The organism is Amaricoccus sp. (assembly GCF_017993425.1).
Classification (GTDB): Bacteria; Pseudomonadota; Alphaproteobacteria; order Rhodobacterales; family Rhodobacteraceae; genus Amaricoccus.
Genome location: NZ_JAGOMQ010000027.1, coordinates 32,409 through 52,455 on the forward strand (window position 1 = coordinate 32,409; position 20,047 = coordinate 52,455).

Genomic DNA, 20,047 nt, shown 5'->3' on the forward strand with positions numbered 1-20,047 from the left:
CTCCCATCGTCCGCGCTCAGAGCGCGGTGCGTACGTCCCAGAGTTCGGGGAAGAGCACGACGTCGAGCATCTTCCTGAGGTAGCTGACCCCGCCGGTGCCGCCGGTGCCGCGCTTCAGCCCGATCACCCGCTCGACGGTGGTGACGTGGTTGAAGCGCCAGCGGCGGAAGTAGTCCTCGAGGTCGACGAGCTTCTCCGCCAGCTCGTAGATCGGCCAGTGCGCCCGGGGGTCCCGGTAGACCTGCGCCCACATCGCGGCGACCGCGGCGTCCGCGACCCGCGGCCCGTCATGGGGGCGGGTCGCCTCGGCCGGCACCGGCAGGCCGGCGCGGGCAGCGGCGGTGAGCGCCACGGCGTAGAGGTCGGGCCGCGCCAGCTCGGCCTCGAGCGCCGCGACCGTGTCGGGCCGGTGCGCATGCGGCCGCAGCATGGCGCGGTTGCGGTTGCCGAGGACGTACTCGATCATCCGGTACTGCGCCGACTGGAAGCCCGAGGACTGGCCGAGGTCGTCGCGGAACTCGGTGTAGTCCGACGGCGTCATGGTGCGCAGCACGTCCCAGGCGTTGTTGAGCTGCTCGAAGATGCGGCTGACGCGGGCGAGGAGCTTCTGCGACTCCTCCAGCCGTCCGTCCGCGATCGCGTCGCGCGCGGCGGCCAGCTCGTGGATGGCGAGCTTCATCCACAGCTCCGAGGTCTGGTGCTGGATGATGAACAGAAGCTCGTCGTTCGCCTTCGACAGCGGGCGCTGGGCCCCGAGGATCGTGTCGATGTGGAGATAGTCGCCGTAGGACATCCGCTGCGCGAAGTCCGTCACGGCCCCGGTCTCGGTCCGCTCGCTCATTCGTTGGCCTCCGGCGGCAGGAAGTCGACGTCGTGCGCCTTGGAGGCCGCGACGATCGCCGGGATGTCGGTCATGTCGTGGAGCGTCTCGAAGAGCTCCCGCAGCCGCCCCGCCGGCGAGACCCAGAAGAGGGCGCGGCAGGGGGCGTCGGACTTGTTGAAGTAGCCGTGCGGCACGCCGCGCGGCATCCGCACCAGGTCGCCGGCGCGGGCGGTGTGCCAGACGCCGTCGAGCTTCAGCTCCAGCTGGCCCTCCTGCACGAGGATGAACTCGTCCTGGTGGGGGTGGATGTGGACGGGGACGAACTGGCCGGGCTCGCTGTTCGTCTCGAAGGCGAAGGTCGAGGCGCAGGCCGCCTTGGGGAAATAGCGCTGGCCGAGGATGTTCCACTCCGTCCCGCCCTGGCCCTCCCCGTTCCGGGTGATGCCGCCGTCGAGATACTTGCTCATGCTGTCGCTCCCTGGTTCGCGAGGGTCTGCCGCGCGATCACCACCTTCTGCACGTCCGAGGCGCCTTCATAGATCCGCAGCGCCCGGATCTCGCGGTAGAGGCTCTCCACGGTCGAGCCCTTGCGCACGCCGTCGCCGCCGTGGAGTTGGACGGCCTTGTCGATGACGGATTGCGCCCGGTCGGTGGCGAAGAGCTTCGCCATCGCCGCCTCGCGGGTGACGCGGGGGGCGCCGGCGTCCTTGGTCCAGGCGGCGCGGTAGGTGAGGAGCGCCGAGGCGTCGACGTCGAGCGCCATGTCGGCGATGTGGCCCTGCACCATCTGCAGCTCGGCGAGCGGGGCGCCGAAGAGCTGGCGCGACTGCGCGCGGGCCAGCGTCTCGTCCAGCGCCCGCCGGGCGAAGCCGAGGGCGGCGGCGGCGACGGTGGAGCGGAAGACGTCGAGGACCGACATGGCGATCTTGAACCCGTCGCCGGGCTTGCCGATCAGCGCCGAGGCGGGGAGGCGGATGTCGTCGAAGCACAGGCGCGCGAGGGGGTGGGGGGCGATGGTCTCCAGCCGCTCGGCGACGACGAGGCCGGGCGCGTCGGCCGGCAACAGGAAGGCGGAGAGGCCGCGGGCGCCCGGAGCCTCGCCGGTGCGGGCGAAGACGGTGTAGAGGTCGGCGATGCCGCCGTTGGAGATCCAGGTCTTCTCCCCACTCAGCACGTAGCCGTCGCCGTCGCGGGCAGCCGTCGCCGCGGTGGCGGCGACGTCGGAGCCGGATTGCGGCTCGGTCAGAGCGAAGGCGGAGAGCGCCCGCCCGGAGCGGGTCTCGGGGAGCCAGCGGGCCTGCTGCTCGGGCGTGCCGAAGAGCGAGATGGCGCCCGTGCCCAGCCCCTGCATGGCGAAGGCGAAGTCGGCGAGGCCGTCGTGGCGCGCGAGCGTCTCGCGGATCAGGCACAGGGTGCGGACGTCGAGCGGCGCCGGCGCGGCCGGGTCGATGGCGGAATAATTCAGCCAGCCGCCGGCGCCGAGGGCGGCGACGAGCGCCACGCAGGCGGCGTCGGTGTCGGCGTGGTCGACGTGGCCGAGGTTGGCGGTCGCCCAGGCGTCAAGGTCGAGCGCGAGCGCCTTGTGGCGGGGCTCGAGGAAGGGCCAGTCGAGGAAGCTGCGGTCCGCCACGTCAGTTGCCCTCGAAGAGCGGCTTTTCCTTCGCGACGAAGGCGTGGTAGGCGCGGGCGAAATCCCGCGTCTGCATGCAGATCGCCTGCGCCTGCGCCTCGGCCTCGATCGCCTGCTCGAGCCCCATCGACCATTCGAGGTTGAGCTGGGTCTTGGTCATCATATGCGCGAAGGTCGGCCCCCTGGCGATCCGCCTCGCGAGGTCCATCGCCTCGGCGTCGAGCGCCTCGGGCGCGACGAGGCGGTTGAAGAAGCCCCACGACGTGCCCTCGTCCGCCGTCATCACCCGGCCGGTGTAGAGCAGCTCCGCCGCGCGGCCCTGCCCGATGATCCGCGGCAGCATGGCGCAGGCGCCCATGTCGCAGCCGGCGAGGCCGACGCGGGTGAAGAGGAAGGCGGTCTTCGCCTCCGGCGTGCCGATCCGCAGGTCCGAGGCCATCGCGACGATCGCCCCCGCGCCCACGCAGATCCCGTCCACCGCGGCGATGACCGGCTTGCCGCAGGCGAGCATCGCCTTGACGAGGTCGCCGGTCATCCGCGTGAAGGCGAGGAGGCCCTTCATGTCGCGGCCGACCAGCGGGCCGATGATGTCGTGGACGTCGCCCCCCGAGCAGAAGTTGCCGCCGTTCGAGCCGAAGACCACGACGTCGACGTCGTCGGAATAGACCAGAGCCCGGAACCAGTCGCGCAGCGCGGCATAGCTCTCGAAGGTGAGCGGGTTCTTGCGGTCGGGGCGGTCGAGGCTGACGCGGGCCACCCGGCCGGCCATCTCCAGCCTGAAATGCTGCGGGGCGGTCATGTCTTGGTCTCCCGTTCGGCGCGGCGGTTGCGCACCGTCCGCAGCTGCTCGATCAGATGCTCTGCCTCGGCGGGCGTCACCGCGCCGAGAAGCTCGTTCACCCAGGCCTCGTGCCGCCCCGCCAGCGCGGCGAAGCTCGCCTCGCCCGCCGGTGTCAGGCGCGCCAGCATGGCGCGGCGGTCGCCGTGGACCGGCAGGCGCACGGCGAGGCCCTCGGCCTCCAGCCGGTCGACGATGCCCGTCACGTTGCCGTTCGAGACGCGCAGCACCGAGGAGAGCTCGCTCATCTTCAGCCCCTCGGGCGCGCGGCTGAGCGCGGCCATCACATCGAAGCGGGGCAGCGTGCTGTCGTGCCCGCGCAGCCGCTCGCGCAGCTCGCCCTCCACCATCCGCGACACGGCGAGGAGCCGCAGCCAGAGGCGCAGCCGCGCCTTGGAGGCCGCCGGGTCGTCGCGCTCCATCCGGCTCATGTCTCGCCTCCCGAGATCGAGATCGCCTGCCCGGTGACCGAGCCGGAGCCGGGGCCGCAGAGCCAGAGCACCGCCGCGGCCACCTCGTCCGGCTCGATGAAGCGGCCCTGCGGGTTCGCCGCGAGCATCGGCGCCTCGGCCTCGGCGCGGCTGCGGCCGGTCTTGGCCATGATCTTGCCGATGGCCGTCTCCAGCATCGGCGTCAGCATGTAGCCGGGGCAGACGGCGTTGACGGTCACGCCGGTCTTCGCCGTCTCGGCGGCGAGGGCGCGGGTCAGGCCGACGACCCCGTGCTTGGCCGCGCAGTAGCCCGAGACGTAGGGATAGCCGCGCAGCCCGGCGGTGGAGGCGACCGCGATCAGCCGGCCCCAGTTCGCGTCGAGCATCGGGCCGATCGCCGCCCGCCAGGTGGCGAAGACGCCGGAGAGGTTGAGCTCGACCATCGCCGCGAAGTCGGCGGCGGTCATGCGGTGGAAGGGCCCGGTGCTCGCCCCGCCGGCGTTGGCGACGACGATGGCGGGAGGTCCCCATTCCGCGCTCGCGGCGGCGAACATCGCCTCGACCTCGTCCGGCTTCGTCACGTCGCCGGTGACGTAGCGCATCTCGGCGCCCGCCGCGTCGGCGAGCGCGGCGGCGTTCCGGCCCGCGATCGTCACCCGGGCGCCGGCGCCGGCCAGCGCCCGGGCGATCGCCGCGCCGACGCCGCTGGCGCCGCCGGTTACGAGGGCGTGCTTGCCGCCGAGATTGGCCGCGGGGCTCATCGGGTCAGACCTTGCCGAGCATGGTGTCGGTGCGCTCGGCCAGCCGCCAGAGCTGGTTGCGGCCGGGCAGGTAGGGCAGGGGCCACTTCTCGGCCTTGTCGCCGAGCGCGCTCGCGGCGCGCAGCGTCCAGTAGGGGTCGGTCAGGTGCGGACGCGCCAGCGCGACGAGGTCGGCGCGGCCGGCCATCAGGATCGAGTTGACGTGGTCGGGCTCGTAGATGTTGCCGACCGCGATCGTCGCCATGCCGGTCTCGTTCTTGATCCGGTCGGAGAACGGCGTCTGGAACATGCGGCCATAGACCGGCTTCGCCTTCGTGGTGGTCTGGCCGGCGGAGACGTCGCAGATGTCGACGCCCGCCTCCTGCAGCATCCGGGCGATCTCGACCGCGTCCCCGGGGGTCACGCCGTCTTCGCCGACCCAGTCGTTGGCCGAGATGCGCACCGAGATCGGCTTCTCCTCCGGCCAGGCGGCGCGCACGGCGCGGAACACCTCCAGCGGCCAGCGCATCCGGTTCTCGAGGCTGCCGCCGTACTCGTCCGTCCGGGTGTTGGTCAGCGGCGTGATGAAGGCCGACAGCAGGTAGCCGTGCGCCATGTGCAGCTCGAGCATGTCGAAGCCCGCCCGGTCGGCCATCCTCGCGCCCTCGACGAAGGCGTCGCGGATGCGGTCCATGCCCTCCCGGTCGAGCGCGCGCGGGATCTGGTTCTGCGGCGACCAGGGCACGTTCGAGGCCGAGACGATCGGCCAGTTCCCCTCCGCCAGCGGCCGGTTGTCCTCCACCCAGCCCACCTCGGTCGAGGCCTTCGGCCCGGCATGGCCGAGCTGCAAGCAGACCTTGGCGTCGGTCTCGGCATGGATGAAGTCGACGATCCGCTTCCACGACGCCTCGGCCTCGGCCGAGTAGGTCCCGGGACACCCCGGCGTGATGCGCCCTTCGGGGGTCACGCAGGTCATCTCCGTATAGACGAGCCCGGCCCCGCCCTTGGCCCGCTCGCCGAGATGGACGAGGTGCCAGTCGGTCGGCACGCCGTCCACCGCCTTGTACTGGGCCATCGGCGAGACGACGACGCGGTTCTTCAGCTCCATGCCGCGCAGCCGGTAGGGCGCGAACATCGGCCGGCGGGTCGGCGCGTTCGGCCCGACCCCCGCGGCCTGCTGGAACCACCCCTCGGCCCCGTTCAGCCAGTCCTCGTCCCGGAGCCGCAGGTTCTCGTGGCTGATCCGCTGCGAGCGGGTGAGCAGCGAATAGGTGAACTGCACCGGGTCGAGGTGGAAATACCGCTCGATCTCCTCGAACCACTCCATCGAGTTCCGCGCCGCCGACTGCAACCGCAGCACGTCGAGCCGCCGCGCGTCCTGGTACTGCGCGAAGGCCGCCTCGAGCGTCGGCTCGGTGTGCAGGTAGGTCGCGAGCGCGATGGCGCTGTCGAGCGCCAGCCGCGTGCCCGACCCGATCGAGAAATGCGCCGTGGCCGCCGCGTCGCCCATCAGGACGACGTTCTTGTAGGACCACTTCTCGCAGAGCACGCGGGGGAAGCTGATCCAGGCCGAGCCGCGGATGTGGTTGGCGTTGGTGATCAGGCTGTGGCCGCCGAGCTCGTCGGCGAAGATCGCCTCGCAGGCGGCGATGGATTCCTGCTGGCTCATGGCGCCGAAGCCGTAGGCGTTCCAGGTCTCCTCGGAGCATTCGATCAGGAACGTCGCGGTGTCGGCGTCGAACTGGTAGGCATGTGCCCAGATCCAGCCCTTCTCCGTCTCCTTGAAGATGAAGGTGAAGGCGTCGTGGAACTTCTGCTTGGTGCCCAGCCAGACGAACTTGCACTTCCTGACGTCGACGTCGGGCTTGAAGTGCTCGGCGTAGAGGCTGCGGGTGCGCGAGTTGAGGCCGTCGGAGGAGACGACGATGTCGTATTCGGCGGCGAGGGCCGCGATCTGCTCGGGCGGCACGTCGTCCTGGAAGCGCAGCTCGACGCCGAGCTCGCGGGCGCGGGCCTGGAGGAGCAGGAGCAGCTTCATCCGGCCGATGCCGCAGAAGCCGTGGCCGCCGGAGACGATGCGCTCGCCCTTGAACTCGACGGCGACGTCGTCCCAGTAGGCGAAGTTCTCGCGGATCGAGGCGGCCGAGACCGGGTCGTTCCTGGCGAGGTTGCCGAGCGCGTCGTCGGAGAGGACCACGCCCCAGCCGAAGGTGTCGTCGGCGCGGTTGCGCTCGAAGACCACGACCTCGTGCGACGGATCGCGAAGCTTCATCGAGATGGCGAAGTAGAGGCCAGCCGGCCCTCCGCCGATGCATGCGACCCGCATTTGCTTTCCTCCCGCCCTGTCCGGCCCTGATGACGCCACCCTAGCGAGTCGCCAAATTTATTTCAAGCATAAAATTTCAGGCTTGAAGTTATCGCCCCGAAGGGGTATCCCTCTCACGTCCGGCGGCGAGCGACAGGCTCGCCCGGGCCTGGATGAGATTCGGACGGAGGAAGCCCGATGCACGCGATGACCCCCGACGCCGCCCGCGCCAAGCCGGCCGCCTTCGTCTGGGACGATCCGTTCCTGCTCGACGAGCAGCTGACGGAGGAGGAGCGGATGATCCGCGACGCCGCCCGCGACTACTGCCAGGACCGCCTGGCCGGCCGGGTGATCGAGGCGAACCGGCACGAGGTCTTCGACCGCGAGATCATGTCCGAGATGGGCGCGCTCGGGCTGCTCGGGCCGACGATCCCGGAGGAGTTCGGGTGCGCGGGCGTCGGCTACGTCTCCTACGGCCTCGTCGCGCGCGAGGTCGAGCGGGTCGATTCGGGCTATCGCTCCGCGATGAGCGTGCAGTCGTCGCTGGTGATGCACCCGATCTTCGCCTACGGCACCGACGCGCAGCGGGCGAAGTACCTGCCGAAGCTCGCGACCGGTGAATGGGTCGGCTGCTTCGGGCTGACCGAGCCCGACTTCGGCTCCGACCCGGGCGGCATGATCACCCGTGCGAAGAAGGTCGAGGGCGGCTATTCCGTCTCGGGGGCGAAGAACTGGATCACCAACGCGCCGATCGCCGACGTCTTCGTCGTCTGGGCGAAGTCGGACGCGCATGGCGGCAAGATCAAGGGCTTCGTGCTCGATAAGGGCATGAAGGGCCTCGCCGCTCCGAAGATCGAGGGCAAGTTCTCCCTGCGCGCCTCGATCACCGGCATGATCCAGATGGACGAGGTCTTCGTCCCCGAGGAGAACCTGCTGCCGCATGTCGAGGGCCTCGCCGGGCCGTTCGGCTGCCTCAACCGCGCCCGCTTCGGCATCGCCTGGGGCGCGATGGGCGCGGCGGAGGCGTGCTGGCACGCGGCGCGCGACTACACGCTCGAGCGCAAGCAGTTCGGCCGGCCGCTGGCGCAGACCCAGCTCATCCAGAAGAAGCTCGCCGACATGATGACCGAGATCGGTCTCGGCCTGCAGGGCTGCCTCCGCCTCGGCCGCCTCTTCGACGAGGGCCGCGCGCCGGCCGAGCTCATCAGCCTGATGAAGCGCAACAACTGCGGCAAGGCGCTCGACATCGCCCGGGTCGCCCGCGACATGCACGGCGGCAACGGCATCTCGGACGAGTACGGCGTGATCCGCCACGTGATGAACCTCGAGGCGGTCAACACCTACGAGGGCACCCACGACGTCCACGCCCTGATCCTCGGCCGGGCGCAGACGGGCCTCCAGGCCTTCTCGTGACCGGCGCCGCGGCTGCCCCCGTCGCCGTCGCCCGGCGGGGCGCGGTGGCGGTCGTCACCGTCGACAACCCGCCTGTCAACGCGCTGTCGCAGGCGGTGCGGGCGGGGCTCGTCGCCGCGCTCGCCGAGACCGAGGCCGACGCGGATGTTCGGGCGGTCGTCCTCGCCTGCGCCGGCCGGACCTTCGTCGCCGGCGCCGACATCGCCGAGCTCGGCCGGCCGCCGGTCGAGCCGCACCTTCCGGACGTGATCCTGGCGATCGAGGGCGCGACGAAGCCCTGGGTCGCCGCCATCCACGGCTCCGCGCTCGGCGGCGGGCTGGAGCTGGCGCTCGCCTGCCGCTGGCGGGTGGCCGACGCTGCGGCGCGGCTCGGGCTGCCGGAGGTGAGCCTCGGGCTGATCCCCGGCGCCGGCGGCACGGTGCGGCTGCCGCGGCTGATCGCGCCGGTCGAGGCGCTGGCGATGATCGCCGGCGGCAAGCCCGTCGGCGCGCTGCGGGCCGCGGAGCTCGGGCTCGTCGACGAGGTCGCCGAGGGCGATCTCGTCGGCGCCGCGGTCGCCTTCGCCGAGGGGGCGCTCGCGCGCGACCTGCCGGCCCCGCTCGCGGCCCGCCCGCCGCTCGGCGAGGCGGATGCGGATTTCGAGGCCGCCGCCGCCGTGACCCTCGCGAAGGCGCGCGGCCAGGCGGCGCCGGTCGAGGCGGTCGCCGCGGTCCGCGACGCGCTGACCCTCGACTTCACGGCGGCCCTGGCGGCGGAGCGGCGGCGGTTCCTCGCGCTTCGCGACGGGCCGCAATCGAAGGCGTTGCGGCATGTCTTCGCCGCCGAGCGCGGCGGCGGGCGGCGGCCGACCGGGCCGCTCCTGCCGACGGATGTGATCGGCGTCGTGGGCGGCGGCACGATGGGGGCGGGGATCGCCACCGCCTGCCTGCTGGCGGGCCGCGAGGTGGTGCTGGTCGAGCGCGACGACGAGGCGCTGGCGCGCGGCATGGCGAGCGTCCGCGGCAACCTCGACGGCAGCCTGAAGCGCGGCGTCCTCGACGCGGCCGGCCACGCGGCGGCGCTGGCGCGGCTTACCGGCGCCACGGACTACGCCGCGCTCGGGCGGGCGGATCTGGTCATAGAGGCGGTGTTCGAGGATCTGGAGGTCAAGGCGGCGGTGTTCGCCGCGCTCGACGCGGCGACGCGGCCGGAAGCGATTCTCGCGACCAACACCTCCTATCTCGACGTCGACCGGATCGCGGCGATGGTGCGCGACCCGGGCCGCGTGGTGGGCCTGCACTTCTTCGCGCCGGCGCATGTGATGAAGCTCGTCGAGGTGGTGCGCCCGGCGGCGGTGCGCCCGGAGGTGTTCGAGACGGCGACGGCCTTCGCGCGGTCGCTCGGCAAGACCCCGGTCGAGAGCGGGGTCTGCGACGGGTTCATCGGCAACCGCATCCTGACCCGCTACCGGCAGGCGATGGACATCCTGCTGCTCGAAGGCGCGCTCCCCTGGGAGGTCGACGCCGCGATGGAGGGTTTCGGCATGGCGATGGGCCCCTACGCGGTCCAGGACCTGTCGGGGCTGGAGATCGCCTGGGCCGGGCGGCGGCGCATGGACGTGCGGGCGCGCGACGACTGGCGCTACGTGCCGATCGCCGACCGCATGGTCGAGGAGGCGCGGCGGCTCGGGCGCAAGTCCGGGGCGGGCTGGTACGACTACGCCGGCGGACGGCCCGCGCCGGCCCCCGCCGTCGAGGCGCTGATCCTCGACGTGGCGGCGCAGGCGGGCGTGGCGCGCCGGCCGGTCGGCGCGGCGGAGATCCGGGACCGGGCGCTCGCCGCCATGGTGCAGGAGGCGGCGCGATTGCTGGAGGAGGGCATCGCGGCGCGGGCCTCCGACGTCGATCTGGTGCTGATCCACGGCTACGGCTTCCCGCGCTGGCGCGGCGGGCCGTTGCACTGGGCCGAGGCGAAGGGCTTGCCGGAGGTGGTCGGCATGATCGACGGCCTCGCCGCCGGGGATCCGCGGACCTGGCAGGCCCCGCCGCTGCTGCGCCGGTTCGCCGCGGAGGGGCGGGGGTTCGCCTCGTAGGTGCAGGGCGCCTGAGCCCCGGCGAAAAAGTGCCTCAGGCGCGGCGGGCGGCGAGCAGGCGCTCCGCGTTGCCGTCGCCGCCCGGGATCGGGCTCGGCGTCTCCCCGAGGATCGTCCACCCCTCGCCGGCGACGAACCTCCGGACCGCCGCCGCCGCCGCCTCCGCGGCGGCGAGGTCGCGGACGATCCCGCCCTTGCCGACATGGGCGGGGCCGACCTCGAACTGCGGCTTGACCAGCGCGACCAGCGTGGCCCCCGGCCGCGCCAGCCCCATCGCCGGCCCGATCGCCTTGCCGAGCGAGATGAACGACAGATCCGCGGTGATCCAGTCCGGCGCCGGCACATCGCCGGGCTTCAGGTCGCGGACATTCCGCCCCTCGATCGCCCGCACCCGCGGATCGGCCCGCAGCTTGGGCGCAAGCTGTCCATGCCCGACATCCACGGCCCACACCTCCGCCGCCCCCCGGGCCAGCAGCACCTCGGTGAATCCCCCGGTCGAGGCCCCGAGGTCGAGCGCGACCGCCCCCTCCGGCGAGAGCCCGAACGCCTCGAGCGCATGCAGGAGCTTCAGCGCCCCCCGCGACACCCACGGCAACGGGTCCCCCGTCACCGCCAGCCGCGCCGAAGCCGCGACCCGCACACCCGGCCGCCCCGCGGTCACGCCGTCGACGGTGACCACCCCCGCCGCAACCAGCGCCTGCGCCCGGCTCCGCGACGCCGCGAGGCCGGCGTCGACAAGCGCCTGATCGAGCCGCGGCCGGGTCTCCTGAGCCAAGGCCGTCTCCCCTCCCGGGCGCGGGCGCTCAGGCGGTGAAGGGCGCCACGGTCGCGTGCGTGGCGGCGCGCAGCGGCTCGGGGGCCACGGAGAACACGTGGTTCGGTGATCCGGCGGCGGCCCAGATCGTCGGAAAGCGGAACAGCTCCGGGTCCATCCAGACCTCGATCGGGCTCAGGTGACCGATCGGCGACACGCCGCCGATGGCGAACCCGGTGAAGGCTCGGATCCCGGCCGCGTCCGCCTTCTCCAGCGCTGCGCCGGCGAGAACCGAGGCGCGGGCAGGATCGACCTGCGCCCCGCCACAGGTCAGGAACAGCACGTGCCGGTCGGAGCCCGCGACCCGGAACACGATCGACTTGACGATCTGGTCGACCCCGCACCCGCAAGCCCGCGCCGCCTCCGCCGCCGTCCGGGTGCTCTCGTCGAGCCGCACCACCGCGACGTCGAGGCCGAGGCGGGCCGCCTCGGCGAGCACACGATCGACCGAGCTGCCGCCACGCCCGTCGGGCGCGGCAGGCCCGGCGTCAGCGGTTCTCGACGTCGACATAGTCGCGCTGGGTGGCGCCGGTGTAGAGCTGCCGGGGGCGGCCGATCTTCAGCGCCGGGTCCTGGAGCATCTCCTTCCACTGCGAGATCCAGCCGACCGTGCGGGCGAGCGCGAAGATCGGCGTGAACATCGAGGTCGGGAAGCCGATGGCGTCGAGGATGATGCCGGAATAGAAGTCGACGTTCGGATAGAGCTGCTTCTCGATGAAATATTCGTCCTCGAGCGCGATCTTCTCCAGCTCCTTGGCGACCTGGAGCGTCGGGTTGTTCTCGATGCCGAGGAGGCCGAGCACCTCGTCGGCCGACTGCTTCATCACCTTGGCGCGCGGGTCGAAGTTCTTGTAGACCCGGTGCCCGAAGCCCATCAGGCGGAACGGGTCGTCCTTGTCCTTGGCCCTGGCGATGTATTCGGGGATGCGGTCGACCGTGCCGATCTGGCGCAGCATCTGCAGGCAGGCCTCGTTCGCGCCGCCATGGGCCGGGCCCCAGAGACAGGCGACGCCCGCCGCGATGCAGGCGAAGGGATTCGCGCCCGAGGAGGAGGCGAGGCGCACCGTCGAGGTCGAGGCGTTCTGCTCGTGGTCGGCGTGCAGCGTGAAGATGCGGTCCATCGCGCGCGACAGGATCGGGTCGACGACGTAGTCGGCCGTCGGGACCGCGAAGCACATGTTGAGGAAGTTCGATGCGTAGTCGAGGTTGTTCCTCGGATAGACGAAGGGCTGGCCCGCGGTATACTTGTAGGCCCAGGCGACGATCGTCGGCATCTTGGCGATCAGCCGGATCGAGGCGACCTCGCGCTGCCAGGGATCGTGGATGTCGGTGGAATCGTGGTAGAAGGCCGACATGGCGCCGACGATGCCGCAGACGACGGCCATCGGATGAGCGTCGCGCCGGAAGCCACGGAAGAAGTACGACATCTGGTCGTGGAGCATCGTATGGTTCGTCACGCGGCTCTCGAAGTCCTCGAGCTGCGGGGCGGTCGGGAGCTCGCCGTAGAGCAGGAGGTAGGCGACCTCGAGGAAGTGCGACTTCTCGGCGAGCTGCTCGATCGGGTAGCCGCGGTAGAGGAGCTCGCCCTTGTCGCCGTCGATGTAGGTGATGGCGCTCTCGCAGGACCCGGTCGAGGTGTAGCCCGGGTCGAAGGTGAACACGCCGCCGTCGTTGTAGAGCCGGCGGATGTCTATGACGTCGGGACCGATGGTGCCGCTGTAGACCGGGAGGTCGAGCGTCTTGTCGCCGACCGTCAGCTTGGCGGACTTGTGGGCCTGGTTCGTCATGCGTCGTCCCCTCGTTTCGGGCCCCGCGCCAGCGGGACATGGCTTCGAGCGCAACCGCGGCCGCGCCGACGGGAAAGGCGCGCGAGGCGCCTCAGGCCCCCGCAACAGGCGTTTCGGCGCAATCCGCGAGTCGTGCAAGCGTTTCGGTCTGGCCGAGGATCTCCATGAGGTCGAAGACGCTCGGCGAGATGGTTCGGCCGGTGAGCGCGGCGCGGATGGGCTGGGCGACCTTGCCTAGTCCCAGTCCCTCTTGCCCCGCGAACTCCCGCACGCATGCCTCCAGACCGCTCGCGGTCCAGCTAGCATGCTGCATTCGCGAAGTCAAACGAGCCAGCATTTCCCGGGCCGCGGGGTCGAGCAGCTTTACGGCCGCCGCGTCAGGGGCGACGGGGCGGTCAACCAGCGCGAATCGGCCCATCTCAAGGAGTTCCGGGAGCGTCTTCGCGCGTTCCTTCATCTCGGGCATCGCCCGGAGCAGCATGTCGCGGCGGGCGGGGGAGAGGGGCGGTTCTTGCTGCGACGCAAGGAAGGCGTTGAGCTCGGCCATCAGCGTCTCGTCGGCGGTGGCGCGGATGTGCTGGCCGGAGAGATGGGTGAGCTTGGAGAAGTCGAATCGCGCCGGCGCCTTGCCGAGATGGCTCAGGTCGAACCAGGCGATGGCCTGCTCGGTGGTGAAGAACTCGTCGTTGCCGTGGCTCCAGCCGAGGCGGGCGAGGTAATTGCGCATCGCCTCGGGCAGGAAGCCCATGTCGCGGTAGGCCTCGACCCCGAGCGCGCCGTGGCGCTTGGAGAGCTTCGAGCCGTCGGGGCCGTGGATCAGCGGAATATGCGCCCACTGGGGCACGTCCCAGCCGAGCGCCTGGTAGATCAGGGTCTGGCGGGCGGCGTTGGTCAGATGGTCGTTGCCGCGGATCACGTGGGTGACGTCCATGTCGTGGTCGTCGACGACCACCGCATGCATGTAGGTGGGCACGCCGTCGGAGCGCAGCAGGATCAGGTCATCGAGCGTCTCGTTGCGGAAGACGACGCGGCCCTGCACGGCGTCGTCGATCGCCGTCTCGCCCTCGCGAGGCGCGCGCAGGCGGACGACGTAGGGCGCGCCCGCCGGCCAGGTCGCGGGGTCGGCGTCGCGCCAGGGCGAGACGAAGAGCGGCGGGCGGCCGTTGGCGCGGGCCTCGGTGCGGAAGGTCTCGATCTCCTCCGGCGTGGCGTAGCAGCGGTAGGCGGCGCCGGAGGCGAGCATGTCGCGGGCGACCTCGGCGTGGCGCTCGAGGCGGGAGAACTGGCTGACCGCGTCGCCGTCCCAGTCGAGGCCGAGCCAGCGCAGGCCGGCGTAGATCGCCTCGGTGGCCTCGGGCGTGGAGCGGGCCCGGTCGGTGTCCTCGATGCGCAGCAGGAACTTGCCGCCGGTATGGCGGGCGTAGAGCCAGCAGAAGAGCGCGGTGCGGGCCCCGCCGATGTGGAGGAAGCCCGTCGGCGAGGGCGCGAAGCGCGTCACCACGGGCGCGGTCCGGGGCGCGTCGGGCGACGCTGCGGCGGGCATCGGTCAACCTCCCGTTAACCAGCGGATTGTTAAGGCGAGGTTCTTAGGGACTTCGGCCGGGGAGAACAAGGCGCGTGGGCGATTGGCTCGCCGCACGGATCGAGGCCCAGCGGACGAGCCTGCCGCTGTGGGCGCCGGCGTTCTTCGGCCTCGGGATCGCGGTCTATTTCTCGCTGGCGGCGGAGCCGGGGGCGTGGGCGCTCGGGGCGTTGGCCGCGGGGGTCGTGCTCTGTGGCGTCGGTATCTGGCGGGCGGGGCCGGTGGCGCGGCTTTGGCTGGTGCTGGCGCTCCTGCCGGCGCTGGGATTCGGGGCGGCGGCGGTCAGGACGCGGGCGGTGGCGGCGCCGGTGCTGGAGCGCGAGATGACGGTCGCGGTCGAGGGGCGGGTGATCGGGCTCAGCCGCTCGGCGTCGGACCGGATGCGGGTGCTGCTCGACCGGGTGGTGATCCACGGGCTGGAGCCGGAGCGGACGCCGACCGAGGTGCGCATCTCGATCGAGGCGGGGACGCCGGCCGAGGTATTGCGCCCCGGGGCGCGGGTGCTCGGGCAGGCGCGGCTGTCGCCGCCGGCGCCGCCGAGCCAGCCCGGGGGGTTCGACTTCCGCCGGGTGGCGTGGTTCGACCGGCTGGGGGCCGTCGGCTATGCGCGGAGCCCGCTCGTGGAGGTCGAGGGCGGCGAGGCGGCGCCGCTGGCGCTGCTGGCGTTCCGGCTGCGCATGGCGTTCTCGGCGCATATCCAGGCGCGGATGCCGGGGCAGGAGGGGGCGTTCTCGTCGGCGATCCTGACCGGGGACCGCTCGGGGATCGACCCGGCGGTGGACGCCGACCTGCGGGTGTCGACGCTCTATCATCTGGTGTCGATCTCGGGGCTGCACATGACGCTGATCGCGGCGTCGGTGTTCGTGATCGTGCGGAACGGGCTGGCGCTCGTGCCGGGGCTGGCGCTGCGGTGGCCGTTGAAGAAGATCGCGGCTTTGGGGGCGCTGGCGGCGGGGTTCTTCTATCTGGCGCTCTCCGGGTTCGAGGTGCCGGCGCAGCGGTCCTATGTGATGACGGCGTGCTTTCTGGTGGCGGTGCTGCTGGAGCGGCCGGCGTTGACGCTGCGCTCCGTGGCGCTGGCGGCGATGGTGGTGCTCGTGCTGGCGCCGGAGAGCCTGATGGAGGCGGGGTTCCAGATGTCCTTCGCCGCCACGATCGCGCTGATCGCGGTCTTCGAGGGGCTGCGGGGGCAGGCGTGGTGGATGGTCACCCAGACCGACCGGCGCTGGCGGCTGGCGAAGCCGGTGCTGGGGCTCGCGATGACCTCGCTGGTGGCGGGGACGGCGACGGCGCCGTTCTCGGCGTTCCACTTCAACGTCTTCGCCCAGTACGGGCTGGTCGCCAACATGCTCGCCGTGCCGATGATGGGGGCGGTGGTGATGCCGGCGGCGGTGGTGGCGGTGCTGCTTGCGCCCTTCGGCCTCGACTGGCTGGCGTTCATGGCGATGGGCTGGGGGGTGGGCTACGTGCTGGCGGTGGCGCATTTCGTCGCGGGGCTGGGCGGGGCCGTGAGCGGGGTGCCGTCGGCGCCGGGGCTGGCGCTGGGGCTGGTGACGCTGGGTGGGCTGGTGCTCGTGCTGTGGAACGGGCGGGGGCGCTGGGCGGGGCTCGCGCCGCTCGCCGCGGCGGCGGTGCTCTGGACGCAGGCGGAGCGGCCGCCGTTGCTGGTCGGGCCGGACGGGCGGCTGTTCGGGTTCCTGACGCCGGCGGGGCGGGCGCTGTCGTCGGCGACGGGGGAGGCCTATGCGGCGGCGAGCTGGCTCGAGGACGACGGCGACGTGGCGGGGCAGGAGGCGGCCAATGCCCGGGCGGCGTTCCGCGGCAAGCGCGGGCGGGTCGAGGCGGAGGCGCCGGGGTTCGGGCTGGTGCGCTACGTCGGGTTCAAGGACCCGGCGAGCGGGCCAGAGGATTGCGCCGGGGCGGCGGTGCTGATCGCGCCGCAGTGGCGGGAGGCGCCGCCGGGGCCGTGCTTCTTCATCGGCGCGGAGACGCTGCGGCGGATGGGGGCGCTGGCGCTGGCGCTCGGGCCGGAGGGGATGGTCGTCGAGGGGGCGCTGGCGCGGGACGCCGGGCGGCCCTGGGCCGCGGCGCCGGTCCGGCCGGGGCGGCTGCGGACGGAGCCCGTGCCCCCGCCGGCGGGGGCGGCTGCGGCGGCGACGCGGTGATCTCGGGGAAGCGTCGCGCACTGCGACGTTGGACAAGGTTCTGGGCTTGCGGGAGTATTTGCGCGAGGCCTCTGCGAGAAGCCTGACGCGGATCGGGCCGAAGCGGGTGAGGACGCGGGGCGCGTGTGGCCAACACGCGTGTTAGCAGGATCAACATACTGGAATATCTAGATATTCCGATTTCTGTTCATTCGATGGAAAGGAAGGTTGACGCGCCGGAACCCTCGGGAAGCGGGTTCTTGCAGGGGTCTCTGCGCCAAGGATCGGGTCCTTTGTGCTCTCAGGCGTTCCAGAGCCGGGAGACACCCCTCCCCGCGGGCGTCGCCGCGGGATCGACCTTGCCGGCCGGGAAAGCCCGCCGAGAGGGGCGTCAGGCGTGGTAGGTGCGGATCAGGCCGACGAGCTTGCCCTGCACCTCGACCTGGTGGTCCTGGTAGAGGCGGGTCTCGTAGGCGGGGTTGGCGGCCTCGAGCGCGATGGTGGAGCCGCGGCGGCGGAAGGTCTTGAGCGTGACCTCCTCGCCCTCGACCAGCGCGACGACGATGTCGCCGTTCTGCGCGGTCGGCTGCTCCTGGATCACCACGATGTCGCCGTTGTTGATGCCGGCGCCGATCATCGAGTCGCCCTTGACCTCCAGCGCGTAGTGGCGCGAGCGGCCGGCGAGCATGGCGGCGGGGACGGCGACGTTGTGCGAGGCGGTGCGGATCGCCTCGATCGGGGTGCCGGCGGCGATGCGGCCCATGACGGGGAGCTCGATCGAGCCGGGGCCGTCGGCGGAGGGGGCGCCTGCCGGCCGGGCGTCCTGCCGCTCGCCGTCGACGGCGGCAGGGCGGAAGCCGCCGGAGGCCTCGAGGCTCTCGGGGAGCTTGACGATCTCGATGGCGCGGGCGCGGTGGGCGAGGCGGCGGATGAAGCCGCGCTCCTCCAGCGCGGTGATCAGGCGGTGGATGCCGGATTTCGAGCGGAGGTCGAGCGCCTCCTTCATCTCCTCGAAGGAGGGGGGCACGCCGTCGCGCTGCAGGCGGTTGTGGATGAAATGGAGGAGGTCGTATTGCTTGCGCGTCAGCATCTGAGCCCGTCCCTGGCCGGCAGAACCTGACCTTGTTCTAGGAACGTTCATGATTTGTGTCAAGATTCAAATGCGACACACAATCTAGGGTTTATAGCGCCCAAACAAACTCAACCTTGTCTCCGGCGGGCTGGGCGGGGGCGCGGGGGGCGCGGACGAGAAGGGCGTTCGCCGCGGCGAGCACCGAGAGGAGCGCGCTGTCCTGGCGGGGGAAGGGCGTGCAGGACCAGCCCTCGGGCCCGGGCTCGACGCGGGCGCGCATGTAGTGGGTGCGCGGGCCGTTCGCCTCGACCGGACCGGCGAGGCGGGCGGGCATCGGCTCGGGGAGCGCGCCGGAGAGGCCGAGCATGCGCTCGACCGCCGGCACGACGAAGAGCTGGCCGCAGACCAGCGCCGAGACCGGGTTGCCGGGCAGGCCGAGCATGGCGCGGGCCCCGAGCCGGCCGGCCATCAGCGGCTTTCCGGGGCGCATCGCCACCTTGTAGAAGTCGAGCGCCAGCCCGTGCGCCACCGCGGTGTCGCGCACGATGTCGAACTCGCCGACCGAGGCGCCGCCGAGGGTGACGACGAGGTCGGCGTCCTCGGTCAGCGCCAGCACGGCGGCGAGGCTCTCGGGGGTGTCGCGGGCGATCGGCAGCAGGCGGGCCTCGGCGCCGGCGGCCTCGAGCATCGCCTTCAGGCCGTAGTTGTTGGAGGCGACGATCTGGTCGGGGCCCGGCGCCACGCCGGGCGAGACGAGCTCGTCGCCGGTCGGGATCAGCGCCACCACGGGGCGGCGGGCGACCGGGACGGCGGCGGCGTTCATCGCGGCGAGGAGCGCCACGTCGGCCGGGCGCAGGCGGCGCGGCGCGGAGAGGCTGGCGCCGGCGGCGAAGTCGGCGGCGGCGGGCCGGATGTGGCGGGCCTCGTCGCGGCCGGGGCGGACGCGGATCGTGCTGTCGAGGTCGGGGTCGCGCTCGGCGTCCTCCTGGATCAGCACCGCGTCGGCGCCTTCGGGGATCGGCGCGCCGGTGAAGATGCGGGCGGCCTCGCCGGGGCCGACGCGGCCGTCGAAGCGGGCGCCGGCCTGGGCGGCGCCGATGACGCGGAGCGTGGCGCCGGGGCGGGCGTCGGCGTCGCGCACGGCGTAGCCGTCCATCGCCGAGGCGGGGAAGGGCGGCTGGTCGCGGGTCGCGACCACCGGCTCGGCGAGGACGCGGCCGCCGGCCTCGGCGAGGGGGACGTTCTCGGTCCCGAGCGGGGCGACGAGGGCGAGGACGCGGGCGTGGGCCTCGGCGACGCTGAGCATGGGGGCGGGCGCGGGGGGCGTCACGGGCGGGGTCACGGGGCCTCGCCGGGGCCGGACTGGCCGCGGTCCCCGGGGGCGGGTCGGGCGTTCTGGAGCTTGCCGCGGTCCGCCGGCCCCCTGTCGCGGTCGGCCGGGGCCGCGGGGCCAAGCGGATTCACACTTCTCCGCCAGCCGCCAGAGACGTGACGATATGATGCCGATAGCCGACCCACCGAAGCGGGCTCTGCCCGCGAGGCTGCGGCGCGACAAGCGAAAGCACGGCTTTCGCCGCGCCGACGGCTGGAGCGCGGCGGCGCGGAAGCCGTGGGGGGTCCAGATTTCCCCGTTGTGCGCCATCCGTCCGGGAGCGCCCCGGCGAGCGCGGCGACGCGCTCGCCCCCCGAGGGGCGATCGCGGACGGATTTGCCACGGGTCAAATCCGTCTGGCTTCGGCGTCGCGGCCCCTTGCTCCCGAGCCGTGGCTTCAGCGTGTGGGCCAGCGCGGCTCGGAGGCGGGCGGTCGGGAGGGGCGCGGGGGCGGTCACGGGGCCTCGAAGCGGCCGGACTTGCCGCCGTCCTTGAGGACGACGCGGACGTCCTCGACGACCATGCCGCGGTCGACCGCCTTCAGCATGTCGTAGACGGTGAGCGCCGCGACGGAGACGGCGGTGAGCGCCTCCATCTCGACGCCGGTCTGGCCGGTGACCCCGACGCGGGCCTCGATCAGCACGCGGGCGCCGCCCTCGTCCTCGGCGGCGAGGTCGACCTCGACGCGGGTCAGCGCGAGGGGGTGGCAGAGCGGGATCAGGTCGGCGGTGCGCTTGGCCGCCATGATGCCGGCGAGGCGGGCGACGGCGAGGACGTCGCCCTTGGCGGCGCGGCCCTCGCGGACGAGGGCGAGGGTGGAGGGGGCCATGCGCACCGCGCCGCGGGCGACGGCGACGCGCGTGGTGGCGGGCTTGGCGCCGACGTCGACCATGCGCGCGGCGCCGGCGTCGTCGAAGTGGGTGAGGCCGGTCACGGGCGCCTCCGTGCGATCGCAAGGTCCTGGACGGCAGGCGCGGGCGGGCGCGGGCGGGGGTCGCCGTGTCCGCGGGTGGGGAGGCCGGTC

The 20,047-nt window shown here is 72.6% G+C and carries 17 protein-coding genes; 3 read left to right on the top strand and 14 right to left on the bottom strand.

The genetic code is table 11. The features are described from left to right. Positions 1 to 16: 16 nt before the first annotated feature. The 7 genes from kynA to KBB57_RS13590 are packed head-to-tail and all read right to left on the bottom strand — an operon-like array spanning position 17 to position 6,788. Positions 17 to 841 carry a tryptophan 2,3-dioxygenase gene (kynA, locus tag KBB57_RS13560; RefSeq protein WP_290751121.1) on the bottom strand — a complete coding sequence of 275 codons (825 nt, stop codon included), beginning with the start codon at positions 839 to 841 and terminating at the stop codon, positions 17 to 19. Further along, on the bottom strand, positions 838 to 1,290 hold the full coding sequence (locus KBB57_RS13565; protein ID WP_290751123.1) for a cupin domain-containing protein: 453 nt from the start codon (positions 1,288 to 1,290) through the stop codon (positions 838 to 840). The genes kynA and KBB57_RS13565 overlap by 4 nt, the downstream gene beginning before the upstream one ends. Then, positions 1,287 to 2,453, bottom strand: coding sequence for an acyl-CoA dehydrogenase family protein (locus KBB57_RS13570; protein ID WP_290751126.1), 1,167 nt, complete (start codon positions 2,451 to 2,453; stop codon positions 1,287 to 1,289). The genes KBB57_RS13565 and KBB57_RS13570 overlap by 4 nt, the downstream gene beginning before the upstream one ends. Position 2,454: 1 nt before the next feature. Next, positions 2,455 to 3,252 (bottom strand): enoyl-CoA hydratase family protein, encoded by a 798-nt coding sequence (locus KBB57_RS13575; protein ID WP_290751128.1) that lies wholly within the window; start codon positions 3,250 to 3,252, stop codon positions 2,455 to 2,457. Beyond that, positions 3,249 to 3,722 (bottom strand): MarR family transcriptional regulator, encoded by a 474-nt coding sequence (locus KBB57_RS13580; RefSeq protein WP_290751129.1) that lies wholly within the window; start codon positions 3,720 to 3,722, stop codon positions 3,249 to 3,251. Before KBB57_RS13580 ends, KBB57_RS13575 begins: the two co-directional genes overlap by 4 nt. Beyond that, positions 3,719 to 4,483: an SDR family NAD(P)-dependent oxidoreductase gene (locus tag KBB57_RS13585; RefSeq protein WP_290751131.1), complete on the bottom strand. Its 765-nt coding sequence runs from the start codon at positions 4,481 to 4,483 to the stop codon at positions 3,719 to 3,721. Before KBB57_RS13585 ends, KBB57_RS13580 begins: the two co-directional genes overlap by 4 nt. Positions 4,484 to 4,487: 4 nt before the next feature. After that, positions 4,488 to 6,788, bottom strand: a complete 2,301-nt coding sequence (locus KBB57_RS13590; RefSeq protein ID WP_290751133.1) for a bifunctional salicylyl-CoA 5-hydroxylase/oxidoreductase — start codon at positions 6,786 to 6,788, stop codon at positions 4,488 to 4,490. 186 nt (positions 6,789 to 6,974) lie between these two features. Between KBB57_RS13590 and KBB57_RS13595 the strand changes: the two genes are divergently transcribed. Further along, positions 6,975 to 8,180: an acyl-CoA dehydrogenase gene (locus tag KBB57_RS13595; protein WP_290751171.1), complete on the top strand. Its 1,206-nt coding sequence runs from the start codon at positions 6,975 to 6,977 to the stop codon at positions 8,178 to 8,180. 44 nt (positions 8,181 to 8,224) lie between these two features. Then, on the top strand, positions 8,225 to 10,252 hold the full coding sequence (locus KBB57_RS13600) for a 3-hydroxyacyl-CoA dehydrogenase NAD-binding domain-containing protein (RefSeq protein ID WP_290751135.1): 2,028 nt from the start codon (positions 8,225 to 8,227) through the stop codon (positions 10,250 to 10,252). A 34-nt stretch (positions 10,253 to 10,286) separates the two neighbouring features. On the opposite strand, the gene KBB57_RS13605 is transcribed toward KBB57_RS13600, so the two are convergent. The 4 genes from KBB57_RS13605 to gltX all read right to left on the bottom strand — a co-directional run bounded on the left by KBB57_RS13605 (position 10,287) and on the right by gltX (position 14,396). Further along, positions 10,287 to 11,027 carry a TlyA family RNA methyltransferase gene (locus KBB57_RS13605; protein ID WP_290751137.1) on the bottom strand — a complete coding sequence of 247 codons (741 nt, stop codon included), beginning with the start codon at positions 11,025 to 11,027 and terminating at the stop codon, positions 10,287 to 10,289. A gap of 28 nt (positions 11,028 to 11,055) precedes the next feature. Continuing rightward, positions 11,056 to 11,577 carry a YbaK/EbsC family protein gene (locus KBB57_RS13610; protein WP_290751140.1) on the bottom strand — a complete coding sequence of 174 codons (522 nt, stop codon included), beginning with the start codon at positions 11,575 to 11,577 and terminating at the stop codon, positions 11,056 to 11,058. Continuing rightward, positions 11,555 to 12,853 (bottom strand): citrate synthase, encoded by a 1,299-nt coding sequence (gene gltA, locus KBB57_RS13615; RefSeq protein WP_290751142.1) that lies wholly within the window; start codon positions 12,851 to 12,853, stop codon positions 11,555 to 11,557. The genes KBB57_RS13610 and gltA overlap by 23 nt, the downstream gene beginning before the upstream one ends. Positions 12,854 to 12,944: 91 nt before the next feature. Then, positions 12,945 to 14,396 (bottom strand): glutamate--tRNA ligase, encoded by a 1,452-nt coding sequence (gltX, locus tag KBB57_RS13620; protein WP_290751144.1) that lies wholly within the window; start codon positions 14,394 to 14,396, stop codon positions 12,945 to 12,947. A 74-nt stretch (positions 14,397 to 14,470) separates the two neighbouring features. On the opposite strand from gltX, the gene KBB57_RS13625 reads away from it, so the two are divergent. Next, positions 14,471 to 16,600 (top strand): ComEC/Rec2 family competence protein, encoded by a 2,130-nt coding sequence (locus KBB57_RS13625; protein WP_290751146.1) that lies wholly within the window; start codon positions 14,471 to 14,473, stop codon positions 16,598 to 16,600. A gap of 370 nt (positions 16,601 to 16,970) precedes the next feature. On the opposite strand, the gene lexA is transcribed toward KBB57_RS13625, so the two are convergent. The 3 genes from lexA to moaC form a co-directional block, all read right to left on the bottom strand. Beyond that, the gene (gene lexA, locus KBB57_RS13630) at positions 16,971 to 17,669 is read right to left on the bottom strand and encodes a transcriptional repressor LexA (RefSeq protein ID WP_290751149.1); all 699 of its coding nucleotides are present in this window, start codon (positions 17,667 to 17,669) and stop codon (positions 16,971 to 16,973) included. Between the two features lie 91 nt (positions 17,670 to 17,760). Beyond that, positions 17,761 to 18,957: a gephyrin-like molybdotransferase Glp gene (glp, locus tag KBB57_RS13635; protein WP_290751174.1), complete on the bottom strand. Its 1,197-nt coding sequence runs from the start codon at positions 18,955 to 18,957 to the stop codon at positions 17,761 to 17,763. 520 nt (positions 18,958 to 19,477) lie between these two features. Then, positions 19,478 to 19,957 carry a cyclic pyranopterin monophosphate synthase MoaC gene (gene moaC / locus KBB57_RS13640; RefSeq protein ID WP_290751151.1) on the bottom strand — a complete coding sequence of 160 codons (480 nt, stop codon included), beginning with the start codon at positions 19,955 to 19,957 and terminating at the stop codon, positions 19,478 to 19,480. Positions 19,958 to 20,047: the final 90 nt, after the last annotated feature.